17 protein-coding genes and 1 pseudogene are annotated in these 23,893 nt (G+C 37.5%); 7 read left to right on the forward strand and 11 right to left on the reverse strand.

Annotation, left to right across the window (positions count from 1 at the left end; genetic code table 11):
• Nucleotides 1–135: 135 nt before the first annotated feature.
• Both FLUTA_RS08620 and pth read right to left on the reverse strand, forming a co-directional pair.
• Complete coding sequence (locus tag FLUTA_RS08620; protein ID WP_013686480.1) at nt 136–1,218, reverse strand: fatty acid desaturase family protein; 1,083 nt, start codon at nt 1,216–1,218, stop codon at nt 136–138.
• A 127-nt stretch (nt 1,219–1,345) separates the two neighbouring features.
• Nucleotides 1,346–1,909: an aminoacyl-tRNA hydrolase gene (pth, locus tag FLUTA_RS08625; protein WP_013686481.1), complete on the reverse strand. Its 564-nt coding sequence runs from the start codon at nt 1,907–1,909 to the stop codon at nt 1,346–1,348.
• Between the two features lie 157 nt (nt 1,910–2,066).
• Between pth and kdsB the strand changes: the two genes are divergently transcribed.
• Nucleotides 2,067–2,816: a 3-deoxy-manno-octulosonate cytidylyltransferase gene (kdsB, locus tag FLUTA_RS08630; RefSeq protein ID WP_218916785.1), complete on the forward strand. Its 750-nt coding sequence runs from the start codon at nt 2,067–2,069 to the stop codon at nt 2,814–2,816.
• 130 nt (nt 2,817–2,946) lie between these two features.
• Here kdsB and FLUTA_RS08635 read toward each other — a convergent pair whose 3' ends face one another.
• The 8 genes from FLUTA_RS08635 to FLUTA_RS08670 all read right to left on the reverse strand — a co-directional run bounded on the left by FLUTA_RS08635 (nt 2,947) and on the right by FLUTA_RS08670 (nt 11,435).
• A complete protein-coding gene (locus tag FLUTA_RS08635) occupies nt 2,947–3,663 on the reverse strand; it encodes a signal peptidase II (protein WP_013686483.1) in 717 nt (238 codons plus the stop codon).
• Between the two features lies 1 nt (nt 3,664).
• A complete protein-coding gene (locus FLUTA_RS08640; protein WP_013686484.1) occupies nt 3,665–4,045 on the reverse strand; it encodes a TraR/DksA family transcriptional regulator in 381 nt (126 codons plus the stop codon).
• 243 nt (nt 4,046–4,288) lie between these two features.
• A complete protein-coding gene (rsmA, locus tag FLUTA_RS08645) occupies nt 4,289–5,077 on the reverse strand; it encodes a 16S rRNA (adenine(1518)-N(6)/adenine(1519)-N(6))-dimethyltransferase RsmA (protein WP_013686485.1) in 789 nt (262 codons plus the stop codon).
• Nucleotides 5,064–5,459: a DUF4286 family protein gene (locus FLUTA_RS08650; RefSeq protein WP_169312073.1), complete on the reverse strand. Its 396-nt coding sequence runs from the start codon at nt 5,457–5,459 to the stop codon at nt 5,064–5,066. Before FLUTA_RS08650 ends, rsmA begins: the two co-directional genes overlap by 14 nt.
• Before the next feature lie 76 nt (nt 5,460–5,535).
• Complete coding sequence (locus FLUTA_RS08655) at nt 5,536–8,241, reverse strand: MopE-related protein (RefSeq protein WP_013686487.1); 2,706 nt, start codon at nt 8,239–8,241, stop codon at nt 5,536–5,538.
• Between the two features lie 159 nt (nt 8,242–8,400).
• A complete protein-coding gene (locus FLUTA_RS08660; RefSeq protein ID WP_013686488.1) occupies nt 8,401–8,988 on the reverse strand; it encodes a riboflavin synthase in 588 nt (195 codons plus the stop codon).
• 6 nt (nt 8,989–8,994) lie between these two features.
• The gene (locus tag FLUTA_RS08665; RefSeq protein ID WP_013686489.1) at nt 8,995–10,437 is read right to left on the reverse strand and encodes an O-antigen ligase family protein; all 1,443 of its coding nucleotides are present in this window, start codon (nt 10,435–10,437) and stop codon (nt 8,995–8,997) included.
• Nucleotides 10,438–10,439: 2 nt separating this feature from the next.
• Nucleotides 10,440–11,435: a Wzz/FepE/Etk N-terminal domain-containing protein gene (locus FLUTA_RS08670; RefSeq protein WP_013686490.1), complete on the reverse strand. Its 996-nt coding sequence runs from the start codon at nt 11,433–11,435 to the stop codon at nt 10,440–10,442.
• A 113-nt stretch (nt 11,436–11,548) separates the two neighbouring features.
• Here FLUTA_RS08670 and FLUTA_RS08675 point away from each other — a divergent pair, with 113 nt between their 5' ends.
• From FLUTA_RS08675 to FLUTA_RS08685, 3 genes are all read left to right on the forward strand, one after another.
• Nucleotides 11,549–12,421: a bestrophin family protein gene (locus FLUTA_RS08675; RefSeq protein WP_013686491.1), complete on the forward strand. Its 873-nt coding sequence runs from the start codon at nt 11,549–11,551 to the stop codon at nt 12,419–12,421.
• A 155-nt stretch (nt 12,422–12,576) separates the two neighbouring features.
• Entirely contained in the window at nt 12,577–13,728 is a 1,152-nt protein-coding gene (locus FLUTA_RS08680; RefSeq protein WP_013686492.1) for a SpvB/TcaC N-terminal domain-containing protein, read from the forward strand.
• Nucleotides 13,652–21,283 carry an RHS repeat domain-containing protein gene (locus FLUTA_RS08685; protein ID WP_083800542.1) on the forward strand — a complete coding sequence of 2,544 codons (7,632 nt, stop codon included), beginning with the start codon at nt 13,652–13,654 and terminating at the stop codon, nt 21,281–21,283. Before FLUTA_RS08680 ends, FLUTA_RS08685 begins: the two co-directional genes overlap by 77 nt.
• Nucleotides 21,284–21,895: 612 nt before the next feature.
• Here FLUTA_RS08685 and FLUTA_RS21570 read toward each other — a convergent pair.
• The gene (locus FLUTA_RS21570; RefSeq protein ID WP_169312074.1) at nt 21,896–22,054 is read right to left on the reverse strand and encodes a hypothetical protein; all 159 of its coding nucleotides are present in this window, start codon (nt 22,052–22,054) and stop codon (nt 21,896–21,898) included.
• 138 nt (nt 22,055–22,192) lie between these two features.
• Between FLUTA_RS21570 and FLUTA_RS08695 the strand changes: the two genes are divergently transcribed.
• The 3 genes and pseudogenes from FLUTA_RS08695 to FLUTA_RS08705 all read left to right on the forward strand — a co-directional run.
• Nucleotides 22,193–22,417: a hypothetical protein gene (locus FLUTA_RS08695; protein WP_043023732.1), complete on the forward strand. Its 225-nt coding sequence runs from the start codon at nt 22,193–22,195 to the stop codon at nt 22,415–22,417.
• Nucleotides 22,418–22,445: 28 nt separating this feature from the next.
• Nucleotides 22,446–22,868 (forward strand): hypothetical protein, encoded by a 423-nt coding sequence (locus FLUTA_RS08700; protein ID WP_013686497.1) that lies wholly within the window; start codon nt 22,446–22,448, stop codon nt 22,866–22,868.
• A 12-nt stretch (nt 22,869–22,880) separates the two neighbouring features.
• Nucleotides 22,881–23,885: pseudogene (locus FLUTA_RS08705) on the forward strand (RHS repeat-associated core domain-containing protein); the annotation flags it as partial.
• Nucleotides 23,886–23,893: the final 8 nt, after the last annotated feature.

A 23,893-nucleotide genomic window follows, 5' to 3' on the forward strand; every position in this document is an offset into this window, starting at 1 on the left:
ACATGGAAACTTTGCGCCTTTGCCTCTTAGCGGTAAAAGGGTGTTGTTGAACCGCAAAGAAATATCCGAAAATACTTATTACAATAAAAAAGACGAGCAATGCCCGTCTTTCTAATTTATTTTGATAAATGCTTGTTATGCTCTTCCCAATTGTTTTAATAATCTCAAATGATTGAAAATCGCTGAACCAAATGTTTTATGGTAATTGTATTGCACACCATATTCTTTGGCTGTTTTCTTCACAATTTTTGCAATCTTTGGATAATGGATGTGTGAAATATCAGGGAACAAATGATGCTCAATTTGAAAATTCAATCCACCAACATACCAAGTCAATAATGGATTCCAATTTTCGAAATTTGCAGTCGTCATCAATTGATGTTTTGCCCAAGAAATGTCATCATTCTTCTCCGTATACCCATCTTTTGTCATGAATTCTGTTTCAGGCATTACATGTGCTACTTGAAACACAAAAGCGAGGATAATTCCACAAATAAAATGCATCACAAAAAATCCAATCAGTACTTGCCACCAAGTTACATCCATCACCAACAACGGAATAGCAATGATGTATGTATAATAGATAACCTTTGAAATGACTAATTGGGTCATTGCTTTTCTAAAAGTTGTGTTTTGAGCTTGTAATAAGCCTTCTTTACTGTAGCGAGCCAACTGCATGAAATCCTTGTTCGTCATCCAAGCCAAAGTCATGAAACCATAAAAGAACCAAGCATAGTAAGCTTGAAAACGATGTACTTTTTTATGAGGTTTATTAGGTGAAAAACGAAGTAATCCAATAGAATCAATATCTTCATCCATGTCGTGAACATTGGTAAAGCTGTGATGCAATACATTGTGCTGAATACGCCAGTTCAAATTAAATCCACCAAGCATTTCCATGGAGAAACTCATGACTTTATTCAGCCAACCGTATTTGGAGAAAGCGCCATGATTTGCATCGTGCATAATAGAAAGTCCAATTCCAGCCATTCCAACCCCCATAATTGCTGTCATAAAAAATTGCGCCCAATGGTTTTCGATAACGCCAAAAACCATTAAAAAATAGGGAAGTAAGAACATGGAAAACAATAAGGGAACTTTCACTAAAATTCTCCAATTTCCAAAGCGTTTTAAATTATTCGTTTTCAGGTATTCATCTACTTGCTGGGAAAGCTTTTTCGTAAAGTCATCACTTCTTGTAAGTCGAATGTATTGCATAGTTTTATGTACAAATGGTATTTATTTGCCTTGCAAAGTTATTGATAGTTTTTATTCAAAATTGCTAAAAACGGTGAAATGCGAAGATTTAACAGCTAAAAGAAGTTAACTTACTGATAATGAGATTCTATTTGCCATTCCAATTTGTCATGGTTAATTGAATTCCTATTGTAGCAAAGCCTTTTAAAAACTCTGTTGCAATGTTGATTCGTTCATTTAAAGTCTCGCGTTCTTCGGCACTCCATTCGCCCAAGACATAATCTACTTGTTGCCCTTTGTGAAAATCTGATCCAACCCCAAAACGCAAACGGCAATATTCAACAGAGTTCAGTGTAGCTTGAATATCTTTCAATCCGTTGTGCCCACCATCTGATCCTTTTCCTTTCATGCGCAATTTTCCAAAAGGAAGAGCCAAATCATCAGTCACTACAACCATGTTTTCTTTTAAAATCTTCTCTTGTTGCAAGTAATAATTCACGGCTTTTCCTGAAAGATTCATGTAGGTTGTTGGTTTCACTAAAATAAGTGTTCGTCCTTTGAATTTGACTTCTGCTACTTCAGCTGTTTTTTGAAGGGTAAACGTTCCACCTAGTTCTTTCGCCAATGCCTCCAATACCTTAAAACCGATATTGTGACGTGTTTCTTCGTATTTCGAACCTGGATTTCCTAAACCAACAAATAGATATTTCATGATGGGTAAAATTAATGAAAAGTCGGGAATTGAATAAACCGAGTTGCCAAACTTTGCTTTCTTTGCTCCTTCGCGTTTAAAAATAAAGAATAGTAAAGTTAAAATGAACCGCAAAGATGCAAAGAGCGCAGAGAGGGTTTCTCCCAAATAACTATCTTTGAAAGAAAAAATTATGCGCATCCTAGGCATCATTCCTGCTCGTTATGGTTCTTCTCGTTTTCCAGGAAAACCACTCATTGATTTGAAAGGTAAAACAATGATTCAGCGGGTTGTGGAAGGAGCTGCGAAATCCTCTCTACTCACCGATTTAATTGTAGCAACAGATGACCAACGCATTGTAGAAGCAGTGGAAAGTTTTGGAGGAAAAGTACAAATGACGGATTCTAAACATCCAACGGGAACAGATCGCTGTGCAGAAATTGTGCGAAGTCTTGCAGACAATTACGATGTTGTAATCAATATTCAAGGAGATGAGCCATTGGTGGATGCCCGACAATTGGATCAGTTGCTACAAGCCTTTACCAATCCAGAGGTGCAAATTGCAACGTTGGCTTCTCGCAAGATTGAGATGGAAGACATTTTGAACCCCAATCGGATTAAAGTCATTGTTGACAAGAATCAAAATGCGCTTTACTTTTCCCGCAGTCCTATTCCAAATTTTGCCAATGCGAAGGGAGAACCGTTGGAAATCTACCCGTTTTTAAGACACATTGGATTATATGCTTATCGTTCGGAAGTATTGCTTCAATTGAGTGAATTGGAAGAAACACACTTAGAAAAGATTGAATCATTGGAGCAATTGCGTTGGTTGTATAACGGCTATAAAATCCAAGTGGTAGAAACAGAAATTGAAACACCAAATATTGATACACCAGAAGATGTGGAAAAGGTGTTGAACTTACTTTAATGATACTCTGGTCATTCTCGACCCATACAGTTAATGTCAGTTCGAGTATTTCGACCTTTTAGTCGGAATGTATCGAGAACACATTAACAACATTACACGAACAGACCTGTATCAAACAAAAAACGGAAGATTACTCCTCCGTTTTATCCGTATTTTCTTCTGTTGAAGCAGCTTGCACTGCAGCCGTTTTCTTATTTTCTTTTGGGAAGTATTTTCGTTGTCGGAGGATAATCATGATTACACCAACGCTGATTGCTCCATCCGCTACATTCCAAATTGCTGGAAATATCTGATTGTCTCCATTTTTATCATACCAAGGAACCCAAGATGGCCACTCAACTGTGAACTGAAACATGTCCACTACATTCCCCATTAAAAAGCCTGTATGACGTGTTTCTATCGTTCCCCATTGACCACAATCTGAAAAGACACCTGATCCTTCCAAATGATTGAAGCTAATACATGGGTCGTAATCAAAAATGAAATCGTAAAACATGGAATCAATTAAGTTTCCTGTTGCTCCTGAAAACACGAATCCAATAGCAATTAGAAATTCTGTTTTGGCACCATTTCTCCATTGTTTAACGAAATAATATGCAATAGCACAAATGGCAATAACGCGGAAAATACTCAGACCCAGTTTCGCCCAAATACTTGAGCCAAATGTGGTGCCGAAGGCCATTCCCTGATTTTCGATGTATAAGAGTCTAAACCAAGACCCAAAAACAGGCATTGTATTCCCATCACCACCAATATCAAAGGATGTCTTCACCCAAATCTTCATGATTTGATCGAGGAGCAATATGCAGAATACCGCTATTAAAACGATATAGAGTTGTTTCTTCAACTTATTTGTTTTGCATGTTCTTAGCTTCGATGCTCAATGTAGCATGAGGCACCAATTTCAAACGCTCCTTTTGAATCAATTTACCAGTTACACGGCAAATTCCATAGGTTTTATTCTCGATACGAGTCAATGCATTTTTCAAGTTTTCAATAAACTTTTCTTGACGCGCTGCTAACTGAGCTACCTCTTCACGAGATAAGGTTTCAGAACCATCTTCCATCATGTTGAAAGTTCTGCCAGTATCATCCGTACCATGATTGTTATTGGACAAAGATGCTTTCAGCATGTCGTAATCTTCATGGGCTTCTTTCAACTTCTCATTGATCAATTGACGGAATTCTTCCAATTCACTATCTGAGTATCTTGATTTCTCTTGTGACATTGTACGGTTTTTTTGAATTTCGCACAAAAATAATCGAATTTTCAGAGGAGAAAAGAGAAAAGGATGAATGGTAACAATTACTTATTCACAGAACGACCGTTTTAAGGCCTTATTTTGTTAGTAAATCATTTAAAAACAAGTGTTAAGCTAGAAATGTTAAAGAGATTTAATATTGTTTTATGAGAACTTCTAGTTTTCTTTTTTAAGTTAAAATGAAGGACTCAGTTTGTTCTCTAAAAGGATTTACTCAACTTTTCGGTGCTTTTCCACCCAATTTGTCAACTCAATGAATTCTTCTACACCCAAACGCTCAGGTCTTAACTGTAGCATTGGATTTTCTTCATACGTTTCTGGAAGTAACGCTTTAATCGAATTGCGAATCGTTTTACGACGTTGATTGAATGACATTTTCACCACTTGCTTGAATAATTTCTCATCACAAGGAAGTTTCTCTCTATTGTTCCTAGTACAACGAATCACTCCTGATTTTACTTTTGGTGGTGGATCAAAAACATGCTCGTCTACCGTGAAACAATATTCAATGTCATAATAGGCTTGAAGTAAAACGCTCAAAATTCCATAAACCTTTGTTCCAGGTTTTTCAGCAACACGGAGTGCAACTTCTTTCTGGAACATGCCCATAATTTCTGGAACATGATCCTTGAGGTCGATGCATTTAAATAGAATCTGAGACGAAATATTGTAGGGAAAGTTTCCAAGTACTGCAAAAGGTTCCTGTCCAACAATGGTCGTCGGGTCTATTTTCAAAAAATCGGCAAAAACAATCCGCTCTCCCAATTGCGAATAATTGATTTTCAAATAATCGATGGATTCCTGATCCACATCCATGACATACAGATTTGTTTCAGGATCTTGAATTAAAAATTCGGTTAAAGCTCCCATTCCTGGACCAACCTCGATAGCCGTTTTGACTCCTTGATGGTGCTTAAATTGTTCGGCAATTCGTTTGCAAACACCCTTGTCTTTCAAGAAATGTTGCCCCAAATGTTTTTTGGCTCTAACGTTCTTCATGTGTGAAGTGTTGAATGACATTTAATGTGCTTCTGAAAGCGGCAAAACGACCTTCATATTTGCCTTTGTGCTCCACTTGCAAGCGCCCTGCATGATTGCTTTGATAATCTTCCAAATGGTTTTGACTGTAAGCAACATAGGTCATTGCATAAGTGCAAGCACCTTCTTCCTCATTATTCATTTTCGACATCCGACTTTCTAAAAAGCAACCTGTTGCCATGACATCGGGAATGTGCACGGTGCGCATCCAATTCACCCAATCCTGCTCTATTGAAGGATCAAGGCTTACTGTAACGTTATAAATGATGTGTTCCATTGCTGCAAAGGTACTGAAAGGGAATTCAAAAGGCAAAAGGTAAAATTTAAACAGAGAATTCAACATAAACTGCCTAATTTTTGAACCTAAAAAGGGCCACCTCATCCGAGATAGCCCTTCTTATATTTTTTTAATTTTCTGATTAATTCTTCGTCCAGCGAACGGTTGCTGTTCCTTCAGATGAAGTTAAGCGAATGATATAAATTCCAGAAACCAATGAATTTGTATTGAACTCTAAATCAGTTGCTGAAGTTTGAGTAGAAGTCAATGTGATTTCTTTTCCATCAACACTCACAAATGTTACTTTGAATCCGTTCCATCCATTGCTCATATTTAAAACAACTGAACTTGTTCCTGGGTTAGGGTATACGTTTAAGTTTGCAAGGATTGATTCTTCGATACCTAAATACCCGTCTACTCCGTCGCAGTTCTCATCTACCCCGTTTCCGTTAATTTCTGTTGCTCCAGGATAAGCTGCTGGATTCGCGTCATTACAGTCATCATCATTTGTCACATAACCCGTTGGCTGCGTACAGTCTTGTAAAGAAACAGCTGGATTTCCATAAGTATCGTTGTCTGTATCTTGGTAGTAAGTAACTAGTGTTAATCCTTCGTCTGTAGAACCATCACAGTTGTTGTCGACTCCATCACATACTTCAGTAGCATTTGGGTTTATATCCTCGTCTGAATCATCGCAGTCAGTGTTATTTGTAACAGATCCAACAATTGGAGTACAAGAAGGAACCCCAGTAGCATCTGCATCACCAAACGTATCGCCATCGCCATCCACATAATAAGTTATAATAATTCCTATTTGATCATCCGTATCGTTACAATCATCATCGTTACTAACGTGATCTGTAGGACGCGTACAAGAAACTTGAGAAGAACCAGCATCACCTAATCCATCACCATCTGTATCTGCATACCAAACTGCACCAGGGAATTCTTCTTCGTCTGTGTCATCACAATCCGTATTGTCTAAAACATGACCAGGAGGAGCTGTACAAGCAGATTGAGGAGCTGCTGGGTTTCCAAAACCATCACCGTCCGTATCTGCATAATATGTTTGTGTAGGTAAAGCGTTCGTAGTTCCGTAAACTGTAACATTGTCATAACGGTAAGTGGTTCCAGTCTGCCCCATATTGGTGATGTAGAATCTGAATTCAACCATAGAAGTCATGTTATCAAACGCAGCACCTAATTGTACCGTATCCAATAAATAGTTTGAACCGTTTACCACCAATTGTTTTGTGAACAAGTCAGCTGCATAATTATCTAAGCTTGAACGCACATGAAGTGTCGGTGTTCCACCTGTCGATGACAATCTGTGGTTAAACTTAATCATGTTCAGATCCAAACCATAACAAGCTGCAGGAGTGATGTTAAAACGGTAATACTGCGTCAAATCAATCGTACCACCTGTATTAAATCCATTGTAATTGATTACTCCTCCAGCAGAAGTACAAGTCAACGCACCCTGAGCTTCGAATAAACCGAAGATTGCATTCGCTGGTTGTGTTGTAACACCAAGTACAGGAGTTGTACAACTGTTTCCTTCAAACTCATACATTCCAAACGGAGGAATTACCACCACTAAATCAGAACCATTACAATCTTCGTCGATTCCGTTGTTTGGAATTTCTGTTGCCCCTGGGTGAATTGCGTTGTTGTTATCATTACAATCATCATCATTTGTAGAGTAACCAGTTGTTGGAGGCGTACAAGCAACGATTGGAGAAGCAGCGTTTCCGTATCCGTCACCATCTGTATCTGCGTAATAAGTTATTGCGGCTCCAATTGCAGCATTTGTATCATCACAGTCATTTGAATTTGTTACATGACCTGGAGGAGCTATACAGCCTGTTGTAGAAACAAGTGGATTTCCTAAACCATCACCGTCCGTATCTGCGTAATAAGTAATGGAAGCAACAAATGACAAGTTGATAGTCAAAATACTATCGCAATTCGCAGCATTTGGAATTGTATCGTAGTAAGTTCCACCTACATTATATGTTTCATCTCCAGATGGAACCTCGTATGAAGTTGCACATGAAACCGTATCGATTGTTGCAGTTGTGTTTGCACAAGTAATAACACCAGCAGGAGTAACTGACACCCAAGTAGAACCTGCACGAATTTCATCGATTTGAGTATTTCCAGTTCCTGAAGTTGCGTTTCCTGCTTGTCTAACATATAAAGAGTTAAATCCTGAAAATGTTAGTGTAGATGCCCCAAGTGTGGAAATTAAAGTTGGAGTTGATTCAGTTAGAGATCCTGGAGTTGGATTAATCCATAAACTTGCGCGAACAGGAGAAACAACTCTATTTACTTTTACCACTACAAAAACAGGTGTTCCTGTAGGATAATCTGCTGAGAAAACAGGTTGCAAACTTCCTGCTCCTGTATTTACAACCGCCAATTGAAATGTATTTGCTACCGCGCCTGCACGAATTCTTAATTGACCTGCGAAAACACTTAAGCTAGCTCCGGCTGTTTGTCCAAAACCAAAGAAATTTTCTCCTGTTAAGTTAGTATTAGCTACTAAACCTGTAGCAACAGGCACATTAACTATAAGAGAATAATACGCAGAATCTGAAGCAATTGTTATTGCTTTGTTCAAATCCTCTGCATTACCAGCGACATAATTTGCTTTAAATCCTACACTTGGAGCAAGTCCAGGATATGTTAAAGATCCAACATTGTCTGATTGAAATTGATTCGCTGCACCACTATGGCTTGTCCAACCATTCGCATTTAGTGCTCCCGTAAAGTTAAATTGGTCTACAATCTGAGCGTTTGCTACGACCGCCAGAAATAAGATAGGTATTAGTAAAAGTCTTTTCATTTTTGAATTTTTTTCCAAATGTATGAAAAGTGGAATGGAAGTTCCTAAATTTTTTCTAGTTGAAGAGATTTGAACTAAATTTTAGTAAAAATATAAAAATTTGATTTTCAACAATATACGATTGACTAAATCGATTTTAGAAGACGTGTTACTAAATTATTAAGCTTTGTGTTGCTCCATCAAACGAGCGACATATTTCCCAATAATGTCGAATTCCAAATTGATTTTTGTGCCCACTTTGAAAGCATGAAAATTGGTATGTTCTTGCGTGTATGGAATAATGCAAACAGAAAATAAGCCTTTTTCGGAGTCAACAACAGTAAGGCTTACTCCATTTACAGTAATAGAACCTTTTGCTACAGTTGGTTGATCAAAATCGTAGTGGAACGTGTATTTCCAACTTCCATTCAAATCTTCAATCGCACTACATGTTGCCGTTGTATCCACGTGACCTTGAACGATATGTCCGTCCAAACGAGCACCTAAAAGCATGCAACGTTCCAAATTTACTTTCGAACCCACTTCCCAATCACTTAGATTTGTTTTGTCTAAAGTTTCTTGAATGGCAGTTACCACGTACGAATCTCCGTCTAGTTTCACGACCGTCAAACAACACCCATTGTGAGCCACACTTTGATCGATTTTTAATTCATGAGTAATCGTAGATTCTACTGTGAAATGAACGTTGCTTTGATCTTTCTCAATTGCAACAATGGTTCCAAGGGTTTCGATAATACCTGTAAACATGTGGAATTACTTTGATGACTGGCGCTGCATGTGATTCAAGCGCGCTCTTAAGGCTATAAAGATAGCACACATTGCCCAAATGGGAACGGCAGCTTTGTCCGTATCTAAAAAATTATTGAGGAATCCATGGATGAAATAGGTCGACAAGGAAATAATGAAACCCATCAACAGCGTTTTTATTTCCCGATCTTCTTCCGGCCAATCGTTGTAAAGTGTAATTCCTTCGTAAAAAATGGCAATCACAATTGCGAGCATACTTAACATGCCAATCCAACCCATTTCTGCAAGCGGACCCAAATATTCACTATGTGCATTCCCCATGTTTCCAAAGTTGGTAGAAATGATGGTGAGATTTTCTGGTCGTTGAAACCTTGCGTATTCGAAGGAATACATTCCTGGTCCAAATCCAACCCAAGGCCGTTCTCTGAACATATCAATGGCGCAATTCCAGCGATTGATTCGTTCCAAATTCGATGCATCGGTAGTTACATTGGTAGCACTTTGCAAACGCTCTCCAAATTCTTCCGTGGTATGCTCGTATTTATTTCGCGCCAAATCCTGTTGAATGGAATCCCAAGAAACCCAAATATAAACACCGATAACTAGCGTAATTCCTGCTAACCAAGAAAACCTCACTTTATACCGAATCAATCCCCAAACAACCATTCCCAAGAAAACACTCAACCAAGCTGCTCGAGTATAACTGAAGTACAATCCCAATAAGGTAATGAACATGAAACCGATTAGGATAAACTGTTGCAAAGGATTGTGCTTGCGCGAAAAGTAAAAGGCAAAAATCAATGGAAGTACTAATGCTACCAATGCTCCATAAATGGTGTGATCTTTAAAGAAAGGCCACATCACCCAATGACTTTCTTTTTCTCCAAAGCGGTAAGATGCATGAATCACTAAGGTATAAGTAATTGCAACGACCATTGTGGAAAGGAATAGCCATAAAAACCATCGAATTTTCTTGGGCTCGTAGAAGATGGAGCTTCCGTAAAACAAAATGGGAACAATAAACCAAAGTCGAGCTAAGAGAAATTTTAAGGAGGTTGTTGTGTTCTCGCTTGTAATAGAAGTGAAAAAGATCCAAGCTAAATAAAAAATTACCGTCCAAACAATGGTTGAATTCCTTAAATAACCAGGAAAGACAGAATACTTGATGTTTTGAATGACGAGTAAAAGCATCGTTCCAAAGAGTAAGGGTTCGGTTGGAACAAACAAGCCGAAACTATCTGTATATTCTTCAATATTGATGGAAAGAGGGGTTGCTGCAATAATAAAAAAGAACGTGTATTCCGTATAGAATAGAGCTACAAAAAGTACAATTAATGCGTACGGAATAAGTGCAATGTATTCGTTGTCGAACCAAAACCCGTAGCCCAACAGACATACAAACGCGAGTCCTAAGGCTAACAATAAACTATTTTCTCGAAGAAAAGTCACGCTTAAGCTAACTTGCGGAGTTCTTTGATTTTATCTTGAAGCAACAAAGCAAAAACCATAAATACAAACGTTCCGAAGGTTGCCAATAACATAATGATCAAACGTTTAGGCTTGTCTTTTTTGTCTGCAACAACAGCGCGTTCTACAATAAACTTATGATTGAACTGTGTGTTGGCATCTGATTCTGCTTGTTCATAGGATGCAGCAAAATCTGCCAGTTTCATAATCTTTTCATTTCGCACATATTCCAATCCATCGAATACGGCTCCGAATTCCAGATTAATATCAATACGGTGTTTGAAATCTGCTTTGTCTTCCGGATTTTTTGCTTCTACATAAGCTTGAAATAGATTTGCACGACCTTCCAAGGGAACAACGCCTAAGGCAGCCAATGAATCCAGCTGATTCAAAACCGTTTCTTTATCTTTTTCTAATTGTTCCTTTTTACGTTTGTTGATTTCGAATGCTGGAACAGTTCGCTCCATCACCATCTCATTTTTAACGGTATCAATTAAATCCACGATTTTATTCGCCATATCCGCAGCCAACTGTGGATCTTTGTCTAGTACATCAATCTGAATAGAACCATAACGTGTACGCACAAATAAGATGTGACCGTTGTATTCTTTGACTAACTTATAGTGTTTATTGACGTCAGATGCATCGATATCATAGTGTTTCATCAAATCGAATTGTTGAACCACTTTATCACGCACTTTCGAAGATTGCAAGATTTGAATCAACTGCTCTGCTTGTTCTTCCTCACCAAAATCCATTGATGAAGCTTTGGCATTTCGTTGTTCAGAGAACGATACAGTACTTGTTGCAGCTGGGAATACGATTGCTGTAGATCGATACAAAGGTGTCATCAAGAAAGCTACAAGGGTAGAAACCACTAGTCCTGTAGCGGTAACAATGATCAATATTTTACGTTTAGCCCACAGTGTGACGAATAGATTCATTCGCTGTTCTTGCATTACCTTGCTGCTTTCTTCCATACTTTCGTTCAATTAAGAGTTGCAAATTTAGAGTTTGTGCTAGATTAACGTCTTTTTTATTTGAAAATTATCCAACGACCAAATTTCACTACTTTTGTTTCACAACTCAAAACATGATAACATATAACCCGAAAAGCTGGCTCGGATTAATTTTCCATCTAACTAAGAGCGATACCCTTACTATTCTTTGGAAGGAATTGATTTTCATTTTCATTTTCACCTTAGGCATTGCCTTTTTTGAGATTCACTTTTTTGCGGATGCCGTAGTGCTGGAGAAATTATTTGCTGTTTACTCCATTTTAGGATTTGTATTGTCGCTTTTGTTGGTTTTTAGAACAAATACTGCCTATGATCGCTGGTGGGAAGGACGTAGAAAGTGGGGTGAATTGGTCAATGATTCGCGCAATTTAGCGGTGAAATTAACTGCTCTAGAATTGCCCGCAGAAGACGATGCTTATTTTGCGCGACACATTGGAAATTTTGCCTTGTGTATTAAAGAGCATTTAAGAAATGGAACTAAGTTCGAATTGTTGAATTTAACAGAGGAAGAAATTGCTTTTTTACAAAAGTTAGATCACATTCCATCGGGCATTGTGGAGTTGATGTACAAACGCTTGAATGATCTCAAAAAAGCAGGGATTCTCTCGGAAGAAGATGTGCTTCGTTTGGATAGAAACCTAAACGGATTTTTAGACTGTGTGGGCGCATGTGAACGCATCAAAAACACACCAATTCCTTATTCTTATTCGATGTTCTTCAAAAAATTCATCTTTACATACGTGGTCACTTTACCCTTCGCATTTGTAGTGAATTTTGGATATTATTCTTCTATCATCGCAACCTTTATTTTCTACGTGTTGGTAAGTATTGAGATTCTTGCAGAAGAAATTGAAGATCCGTTTGGAAATGACGACAATGACCTCCCAACCGATGAAATGGCGCAGCGCATTCAAGGAATTGTCGGAACGATTTTGGATAAGGAGTAGGTTTTAGAGAATAATACATAGGCATTAAAATAACCTGAATGTTTTTACGTTTAATTTTTAGTCTGATTTAAATAAAATTAACCTTTTTCAGTGTCATTATACAAATATTTATAATTTCGCAAACCATTTAGATATAAAAACAACCATCAAAAATCATGAATAAAGCCACTTTGTTTGTAGCATTGTTTTTCCCAGTATTAACATTCGCTCAACCGCAAAAAACATTTACCGAAAAACTAGACGGAATATCGACATCTCAAAAAGAGTTGACCAAAAATGCTTCCACAGATAATTCATCTATTGGACAAGGAGGTGCGATGACGAACACGGTTCCACTGGTTACAGTGTCTTCAAGAACAATGAGCTTTCCGTTACAACTTAATTATACTGCAGGAATTAAAACCAATCAGCAAAGTGGCCCGGTTGGTTTAGGATGGGTGATGCCGATTGGGAGCATTAGACGCGATTTCGGATCTTTTTATCCAGACTATTCTTCTACCTCGCACGAAGCAGATATGTACAATGTACTAGATGAAGGCCAGTCTTCTCAGTCCAGTAAGGGTAAATTTAATACCCGAATAGGAACACCTCCTCAAGCCATTCAGGGAACTTACTTAGATCCAGCAGTTCAACAGAAATACCTTGGATTTAATACAATTGCTGCAGATGAGACACGGGTTATGCCTTTAAGTGACATGTATCATGTATCTGTTCCTGGAAAATTATCCAATTCATTTTTCAATAGCGGTGTAATCAATGGTGACCATCTTTGGAAATTAACCGAAGCTGAAAATTGGAAAGTTGCGCATGAAGTAAAGACTTATAAAGTTTCTCAGGAATTTTCCAGAATTAATGAAGCAAATCTCAGTAGAGATCAAAACAATAATTTGCTTACAGAAACAAGTTATGCAGCTGCAATTGCTGTTTTACCTTATGTTAAAAACGGGTTTTCAAAAATTCCAACGGGTTTTTCAAATGTACCGAATCAGTATGAAAGCTATGTGCTTTATGAAGATTTCGAGAAATTTACGATAATTGATGAAAATGGAACAGTATATGTTTTCGGACGTGCTTTGCGCGGTCAACGTTACGTGTATAGTGATGACCCATTTTGGAGTAATAAAGAGAATCAAAGCACTACTAATCTAACAGTAGGGAGCTTTTGGAAAATCGATTATATTGCTGAATGGTTATTGACAGAAATTCATTCTGTTGATTACAAAGATTCCAATGGAAATCATTTGGCCGATGATGGCGATGCGGGTGATTGGATTCGAATATACCGACCCGATAAAAGAAGAATCTAGCTATCTTGCAGGCTTATGCTCTGATAAGCAAGAACAAATGGTTCCAAAACATCGGGAATGGTCTTCGTTCTCACAAACAGATCGTGCTTCTTCTTTGATGCGCGAATTAGCATACTTGCAAAAGATTATTACCCCAAGCCAAGAAATAGATTTTACAATTTCGGAACGATATGATGTAAACCACGATTACTATACAAAACCAGCAAATCGTGTAGGAAACGATTACTATTATGAGAATCGAAAGTACTGTGCTGTCCAAGGAAATAGTACAGATTTTGATATTGAGTACCCTGTGGAGACAATGAAATACGACGAGATAAAGATCAAAAGTAGACTGGTTAATCCTAAATTGTATCCGAATGAAAATCAGGAAATAGGAACCATAAAGTTTAACTATGCCGCTAAAGGAAGTGCTCAGGAATTGGCTGTTTCCTCTTATTTGATCCGAAATAATGACAAGCAGGAAAAAGTTATTAGCGGAACACTTATTGGAACACCGAGCAGAACGCAACCATTCAATATAGAAGAGTATAAGAACAATGGTGTGGATAAACGCGGAAAAACGACCTTACTTGGATTGGAGTTTTACGGTACGAATGTTTCATCTACTGAAAAAAACGAATACAAATTCCAATATGGATATAATCCCAGTTTTGATGAATTTCACAAGCGTGAAATTGCGAGGGCTTTCCATTTTCCGTCTTTGAGACAAGGTTCTTCATCCAATAATCACGTTATACCTCATTCCAAAGCGGATGCATTAATGAATTATTCTGAGTTAGTTTTTACTGAGCTTGCAACCTCTTCCAACGTAACTCGAACAGGGATGTCCGCGTATGATTTTTTGATCGATTTCCCTTATCAGGAAATTGAATACAAATTTGATGGGAATGCCAATATTGCTAATTATGTGAGTTCAGGTAGCACAACTGCTGATTACACTTTAACTGCAGTTCCAAAATCACATGGTGTAAACCCTATAATGGATATGTATGGATATTTTTACATTCCAAACCGGCCAGATGCATCAACAGCATGGTCTCTAACAAAAATTACTTATCCTACAGGTGGGGAGGTAACATTTAAATACGAACCAGCAGCATTTACTCCATCAATCACGCCATATATTCCAACGAATGAATGGAACATAAGACCATCCAATATTCCAATCATTAGTCGATACAATGAAATTGCAAAAAGACGGTCTTTCATTCAGGATGCGTACAATAGAAATAACACCTTGGGTTATTATCCAAATACGGGGTTGTTCCCAAAACATTTAACTCCGACATTCGAATTTGATTTGCCTTTGAATTATGGAATCCGATTAAAGGAAAAGGTTACCAATGATAAAATAAACCCAACCGTTAAGATAACTTATGAATACGAGAATGGAACCTTTACGGCACTTCCGTCTGAATTCATTCAAAATGTAATTGGCGGATTTAATCATTTTATTAGTAGAGAGAACCACATACACTCAATAGAGGCTGAAAAGTACTACATATCGGACCCCAACTGGGATTATGATTTTGCTGAAAAAATGGCAGAGGTTGCTCATACAAACATTTCGCTGGATGATTATTCATCTGTATTTTTCTATCAAAAAATTAGAACGAAGAATAGTGATAATTCACTTATTGAAAGACAATACGGTGCAGCTTTGGATAGTGTAGGAATATTTCCAGAGTATAATTTTTATTGTTCCATCATGGGTGGAGGTTCTTTTTGGCAAGGTAGTTATTTGATAGGAGGTAATAATCTGTTGAAAAGTCCAATCTCATTAAAAAGTGAATCCTATTTTGAAGCAAATAGTGCTTCTCCTTACAAAAAAGTGGAATATAATTATGAACGTTTTGAGTTAAGTGAATTTTATCAAAACATCCGATTTTATTACGGTGGTTATGCGAATGGTCCAGGATCTATGATTCTTTGGGATGTCAATTTTGAGTATTATCGACCATTCACCAATAATAATACTCCTCCAAATACCACATACCGAATAGTTCCAAATGTTGTAACGAGTAGTTTTTGTCGTATTGGTCAACAATCCGCAAATAATATTGAGGGTATTTCAAATGCTTATGCGAAGTGGGTTTCTTCAAAAATGTACTTGAAAAAAGAAACTACAAACTACAAAGGAATCATTTCCAATGTGCATTACATGTATGATGCAGCCGCTGACCAAAAAGTCATTCTACGAGAGGTAAAAAAAGAAACACTCAATGAACCTTTGATTTACATTACAAAATATAAATATGCCTTTGAAGAATATGGTGGAATCACTTCAAAATTCAGAGATTTGAATTTGTTTGCACCGCCTTACCGAACAACTACTTATTTGAACAGCAGCATCCCAGCCAATACCTTGAGTGATCAGGTTACAACGTATGACCTAACTCCGGATATTCCAAAACCATTAGATGCCTATTCATACGAAACAACGGGCATTAATCCAATTACTGGAACATTCACACCAACTACTTTCAGTACTTCAGATCCGAACTGGCGAGTTTCGGAATCAGATATCTACGAATACAACCAAGCAGCGATGCCTGTTTCTACCCGATCTAATCAATTATATACCAAAGTGGTTACTGGAAATGGATCAAATACGGTAAAAGCAACCATTTTAGGAACCGAAAGACCTTTTGATGCCACTTATACTGGTTTTGAAGATTTTAAAACTGCAGACAACATGCTTTCATGGAATCCAGATAGTTACCTCCAAGAGGATTGGTTTACGAGTAATACAAGAACCATTGAAGTTCCAGCAGCTATTAAAACAATTAATCAATTGGATGTTTGTGATGTAAGTAACACATCTACAGCTCCTGGATTAGGACAACCCCTTTATTTAAGGGTGACAGTTGATGATATCACCAATCTCCAAATTGGAAATCAGGTGACTTTAACCTATACTACTCCACAAAATGGAAATACACAGACGACTTCCATACTTCAAATTGATGATATTCAACCAAAAGCAGTATCCTCTTATCCAAGTGGAGGAGATCTTAATTATTTCGTTTGCTTTACAACACAACCGTTGCCGAATGGTTTACCCCTAAATAATTATACAAATGTCAAAATAACCAAAGAAAATCCACACTATAATCTTACAAGCACTTATTCTAGAACTGGAAAATACAGTTACCAGCTAGGAAGTGTGCGAGAGGAAGGAGCAGATCCCAAAAAAACTCCAGTGCGACTAGTGAAAATTTCTCAATTGCCTCTCGCAACGGAATGTAATCTCTATGAAGGACCAGGTGATGGTGGTGTACTTAGCAGAAATCCAAATGTTCCGAGCAGTTGTTACTGGGACTATCAGGCAAGTCTTTGGATTAAATATGATACAGACTTTGCTTCGATGAATCCACCAATTGTTCCGTCTACGTCATTCAGTGATGATGCCGTAGCAGATGGAATTTACCGCAGAGGTGAAGTAAGTACTTCGACAGATCAAGGTGTGCGTATTGTCTGCAAAGTGTGGAACAGTAATAGAACTGGCGTCAATGAACAATTCATTTTTTATCCGCAAAGTTTGGGTGTTGCTTGGCAGCAATTCACGATTGATTTTTCTGTTTTCAAAGGTCCTCTCCAATGGGTAGAAGTATACGTAGAAAACAATCGAAATCAAGTTGGGTCTCCTATTTTAACATACAGGTCTGCGTTTGTAGATGATATCATTGTATCTCCCAAAGAGGTGAAATACGAGTATTCAGTAACTAATAATATTGGAAATCAAACCTTTCAAATAAATAACAACGACGTTTTTGTACAATCTACTTTTGACTCGAAAGGAAGAAATACGACTACTCGGAATGCGTATGGAAGAGTTCTCCAAGAATTAACTTATTTCGATCAGGCAAACTGGACTCATACCAACAATTATGTGACCGAAGTAAAATGGATTTCTAACGGTTTATTCAATACAACTCGTTATTTCATGGATGGTTTTGGTCGTACCAAACAAGTACAAAGTTCCGATCATGTAAGAAATTTACGTGCTGTTTCTGAAACGAGTATATACAACGATAAAGGACAAATCAGTCGTTCATACAAACCTTATTACGCGAATAATTATGGTCTCAACACTAAATATGATGCAGGATTCATCACCCAAACTCAAGCTTTGTATGGGTCGAATTATCCGTATACAGACGTTACTTTTGAACCAAAACCAGAATCGGTGGTTTCTAGTGTTTCGGCCCCTCGTTCCAATACCGAAAGTGCGGTTATAAGTTCACAGACAGAATACATGAATGCTGCGGCTTTAACTCATATCAGTGCGAATGGAACAAACACCTTCCCTGCAGGAGCCTTATTGATTCATCAAACCGTAAATCCAGTAGGTAAGATTACACGCACCTATATGAACCGTTTGGGGCAAGTGATTCTAGAAGAACACCAAATTGGAATGGACTATACTCAAAATACAGACGGTTCTATTTCTTTCACTACCTCTGATTTAGGCTTTGCTCAAACTTGGTTTTATTACGACGGTGCGGGCAGAATTGTAGAAACGTATGATCCGGAAAACAAGCGTAGCTCCTATTTCTATAATAGTTTGGGAGTAATCGTGAAAACAATTTCTCCAGACAAAGGAACTTCAGAACTGCGTTACGACAAGTACGGACAAGTGCGCTTTATTCGGAATCAAAAAGACATTGACGCCACAGCTAATAGTATCTATGGAACATCTCAATTCAAGTACATCAAGTATGATAAATGGGGGCAAAATTTGGAAAGTGGTGTAGTAACTGCTGCGCCAAACGATTTGGGTGTAAGCACCACGAATCCTCCATTCCCAACAGGTGATTTTTTCACGGATTATGCGAAGATTAACAATCAAAATTATCCACAAGCAACAGACAAATTTGTACAGGTACACATTAAAAACAGCTATACGGGAACCCGAAAATTCTACAATAGTACAGTGATAACGGAGCAATATACGTATAGTCAACACTTGCTGAATACGACTAGTTACAGTTATTCTCCGGCTAAAACAGATCAGGTGACTAAGAGCTATATGGCAGATGGACAGATAGCGAAAACAGCTTATTTATATGATGGATTAGCGGGAACACACGAAGTCACGGCCATTTACAACGAACTAAACCTACCTATTGGGAAAGATTATAACAATTCTGTGAATAGTGCTTCCAATTTCAAATGGCGCACAGCTGTTGATATTTTTGGAAGAGTGCGTTTCAATACAAATACGTACAACAATACGACCACACAAGTCTCCAAAAATTACTACGACCCGCTTGGAAACTTATTGCTTGTAGGTTTAGGAACAACAGCCTCCACAACGGATCCGCACATTGACTACCTTTCTATCAAGAAAAACATTCGCGAACAAATGGTAGCTCAAATGAGTAAAAATTACCGCGTAGGATTAACCTATGATGCCGCTGGAAATATTACCAACCAGTATTGGAGCAATGAGCAATTCGATCCTGCAACAGCGAGTTCAACCAACATCAATCAGTATCAATATACGTATGATAAAATGAATCGTTTGATTGGAGCAGATTACAAACAAAGTACCATGACAAGCAATCCATTTTCTTATTTCACGGCCTTAAAGGCAAATATTCCAAGCGATTTTGCCTGTAGCTTGGATGGTGAAGTTGCCATGTTTGTATTTAAACCCTATTATGAAAAATTTGAAGCCAATATTCGCAATGGAGTGGAAGTAGCACGCTCTCGGAGTTCCATTGAGGTGTTAAAACAATTGCAAAGTGATTACATCAACAACAATGTCCAATATGCAGATATGACTCCTGGGCAAATTGATGAGTTTTTGATTCAATTTATTGGCAATTGCAACAAAAACCGACTAAAACCGTTGGATTTTGAGTATTGCGAAGCAAAAGAGGCGAATGATAATGCACATCGGAACTATTTGATTAATAATCCTCACCCCACGCCTCTCGCACTAAAATACATGAAAATACTGTTGTTGAAAATACCATATACAGCACCTGTAAACTGCATGCAAAATCCTACTGCTACCGCTTATGGATATTTACAGAATTTCCCTACTCCGGTAGCTAGCAGCAATTCTATCAAGTACGATGCGGCTTATTGGTATCAGAAAAATGGAAATTTCGATCTACTCAACCGCAATGACGATGGAGGTGTGAAAACGCAGCAAACATATTCCTATGAGCCGAATACCAATAAATTAATCCAAGCAAGTTTCCAAGTGAATCAAGGAACCATTGTGCCATACGATTATACGTATGATAAAAATGGAAATTTATTGACTGATCCTAAAAACCAGACAATGAATTTTGCGTATTCGCTGTTTGACGATTTGCCCGTTTCTATGACGAATACCAACGGTGATCACAACTACCGCTACTTTGGTGGAGGACGTTCGGTGAAAGAAATTTCACCCACAGATCGCGAATATTACATTGATCAGGTTATCTTAGACCAAAATGGAACAGTGAAAAGTTACCAAACAGCAAGCGGATATGCCACTCCAAATGGATCAACGGCGAGTTATTTCTACCAGGTAAAAGACTGGTTGGGAAGTCAACACATTACCTTAAATGCCGCTGGAACCATTCAAAATGCAATGGATTACTATCCGTATGGAAAAGTGCTGCCAAACCGAAACACCTTTGCAACTAACCACGAAGGGTATAGGTATCAGTATACGGGGCATGAACGTGATGGAGAAACGAACTACCAATACCACGGCGCGCGCTATTACGATGAAGACTTAGCGCGTTATATGAGTGTGGATCCATGGGCTGATAAATATCCTGCTTGGAGTACCTATAATTATGTAATGGGAAATCCGATTAAATTTATTGATCCAACGGGGAAAGGTGTTGAATATACCAAAGACGAAGCTACAGCAATGGCAGCACGCGGTGTTACGAATGGATATAAAACGGAGGTCGTTGCTAATCCTGATAAACCCGACGATTATGGTGTGAATTATAAAAGGACTGTAGATGGAAAGGAGTACGAAGGAGTCCAATATGATGGTAAGTTTGATGGAATTGTGAAAGGAGGTTTGCAGAAATACCAAGGCGTTAACGATCAAAACAATTCACAATCTACATTGGAGAAGACAAAAATTGGAATATCAACTGTTGGTACTATTGCAGATTTGACTGATAATTCATTCGGAAAACTTGCGTCAAATAAAACTCAATGGAAAATTTCTTACGATATTAGTAAAAACTTGAAATCCTCAGGCTTAGGATTAAAAGTCAAACCTTCAGCCATTAAAAATGGTATTCCTAAAGTGCTTAAGGGAGGAAGTAAAGCTTTAGGTTGGGCAGGCGGAGTAATAACTGTTGGGGAAGTGGTATATAATGGAAATCTTAAGGCATCAAATATGTTAGATGCAACAGTAACGGGAGTTTCATTCATTCCTGTTTATGGATGGGCTGCTGGTGGAATATACTTTTTAGCTGATGTTATTACTAAAGAAGCATCTGGGAAATCAATTGGTGAGCATTTAGATGGAGTGATTGACAATAATTTTGGAACGAAAGGTGGCGTTCTAATTGATTTTTAAATGTATTTAAAAAATGATCGATTATATTTTCTACCGAATAAGTAATTATTACATCTCAAAAAAAGAGGCGTCATTTGGATATTCCGTTGCATTCGTTTGCTTCGTTTATATCTCTTTCTTGTTCTTTGTAATAAATTTGATTAACTTATATTTCGAGGGTATTTTCTCTAAAGAAAGTTTGGTGTTTAATGCTTATCAGCTAAAATGGATGTATGGAATAACTTGTATTTTGATTGTTGGCTTTAATTTGGTGCGATATGGAAGTAAAAAAAGACGAACTCAGATATTTGATCAATATAAGGATTCGAGAAAGAACAGGTTTATAAAAACTTGGCAGATTTTTGTTTTTCCAATAATCGTTTTTGCTTTTTCAATTGCTTTAATGAAAATGCTAAAATGAAACCGTGGTTTAGGATTAGAGGTCGGACTCATAAAAGCAGGATTAGCTGCGGGATCATTAAGCAGTAGTATTAATTTTGCAGGACAATACGCAGGAACAAGAGATCTCGGAAAGGTTGATTACGCCAGTGTTGGAATATCATTCGCTGGCGGATTTATTAGAAATCCACTGGCGAATACATTAACTACTGGATTAACTGATGCTGCGGTAGATTATACACCTGCAGATGGACTAAAAGTTGCTGGATATAACAAGTCAAATACTGCATTTTTTGGAGATGTGTTGTTTAATGTTGGATTGGGCGCTATAAACAATGGGATTAAAAAGGATTTTCCGAAAGCAAATTTCATGACTACTTCTAACGATTTCATGATTCAGTATGCAAATACAAAAGCTGCAGAAATGATACCACAATAAATTAATTCTAAATGAAAAATAAATATATTAAGGCTATCTTATTTAGCGTTTTGTTCTTTGTGATATTATATCTTTCTCCTTATATTGTTTTTATGAATTCCAAAATTGTTTGTGCAAAAGTGAAGCAAGAAGGGGGAACTAAAGGATGGAAAGGAATGGTTTACTTTTACAAGTATCAAGGAAAAATATATAAGGGTAGCTTTGATTCATCAACTGGATTCTGTATGCGTATTGATTGCTACGACAAAGATGAATGTGTCGATGTAGAAGTTTCAACTACCTTTCCTTCAATGAGTAGATTAAAGAAAAAAAATTAGGTATATCTAAAATTATAACAGAGATTAAATGAAAAAAACAATTGTATTTATTTTCCTCGCTTTTTGCCATAATGCATTTTGCCAAGGTCCGCCACCAGCAGCTTTAGAAGCAGCTCCAGAGAATAAAAAGTTAATAATCGAATTGATGGATGTTTCGAATTTTGAAGGTTACTTCATCGATTATTGTATGAAACGCATTGAATCTGTTTCGGCTGAAAAATCGTTGAGTAATGAGATAATCATTAGATCTAAAAACAGAATAAATTACACCGATTTTCTCAACAATACGATCTTCAATCAATTTGCACATCTTTCGATAGATGAGTTGAAAGAAATGATAACACTGAGCAAAAGATTAAATGCTCACAAAAATCATTCTGACATCTTTTTTACATCAAGTAGTTTGCAATCAAATCTTGAATTGCAAATTAGTATCTACATGCTAGAATAATATCGTTACTTTGGAAAAGTGCTGCCAAACCGAAACACCTTTGCAACTAACCACGAAGGGTATAGGTATCAGTATACGGGCCATGAACGTGATGGAGAAACGAACTACCAATACCACGGTGCGCGCTATTACGATGAAGATTTAGCGCGTTATATGAGTGTGGATCCCTGGGCTGATAAATATCCTGCTTGGAGCACCTATAATTATGTAATGGGAAATCCGATTAAATTTATTGATCCAACGGGGAAAGGTGTTGAATATACCAAAAATGAAGCTTTGGCAATGGCAGCACGTGGAGCTGATAATGGATACACCACCAAGGTAGTTGCCAACCCAGACAAGAAAGATGATTATGGTGTGGAATACAAAAAATCCACTGGCGGACAAACTTATAAGGGAGTCCAATATGATGGGAAATTTACGGGGATTGGAAAAGCTGGACTAGTGAAAGCTGGAGAAGGAAATAAAGGTCCACAAGTTATAGGAGGTTCAAGCAATGTTAATTCAGGATTTACTGGTAAACCTTTGCCAAATGTAGTTGATAAATTTCTTAAAGATCATTTCTATGCAGAGGGGAGTGCGGGCATATACTCAGGTGCGGGAGGTTTTAAAATCACTAATGGCTTGAAAGTAAATTTGGATGTAAATAAAACAATGGAAGTTGGTGTTAAGGCTAATACTGAAGATGGGTTTAGCCAAGTTAATTCGCAAAATAGTGATGTTTCAACGGGTGTTGGTCTAGGATTGCCACAGCTTTTTGGTTCAGGTTTTGATTTCTCTTATGTTAAACAGGGGCGCGGCACAGATTCACCCTCAGAAGCAGTTGATATAAATATTAATTTTCTTGTTTTTGGTAACATAAATTATAACCATAATTTGACAACGAATGAAAAGAGTATATTTATTGGACCAAAAATTTCGCTTTTTGGAGGATTCTATGGAGGTGCTGGCTTAGATGTTAAAGCAGGTTTAATTTATGGTAAATTTAAGCCTTTTTTTACTAGCATATCGCATTGAAAAATAAT

The sequence above is a fragment of the Fluviicola taffensis DSM 16823 genome (assembly GCF_000194605.1).
Classification (GTDB): domain Bacteria; phylum Bacteroidota; class Bacteroidia; order Flavobacteriales_D; family Crocinitomicaceae; genus Fluviicola; species Fluviicola taffensis.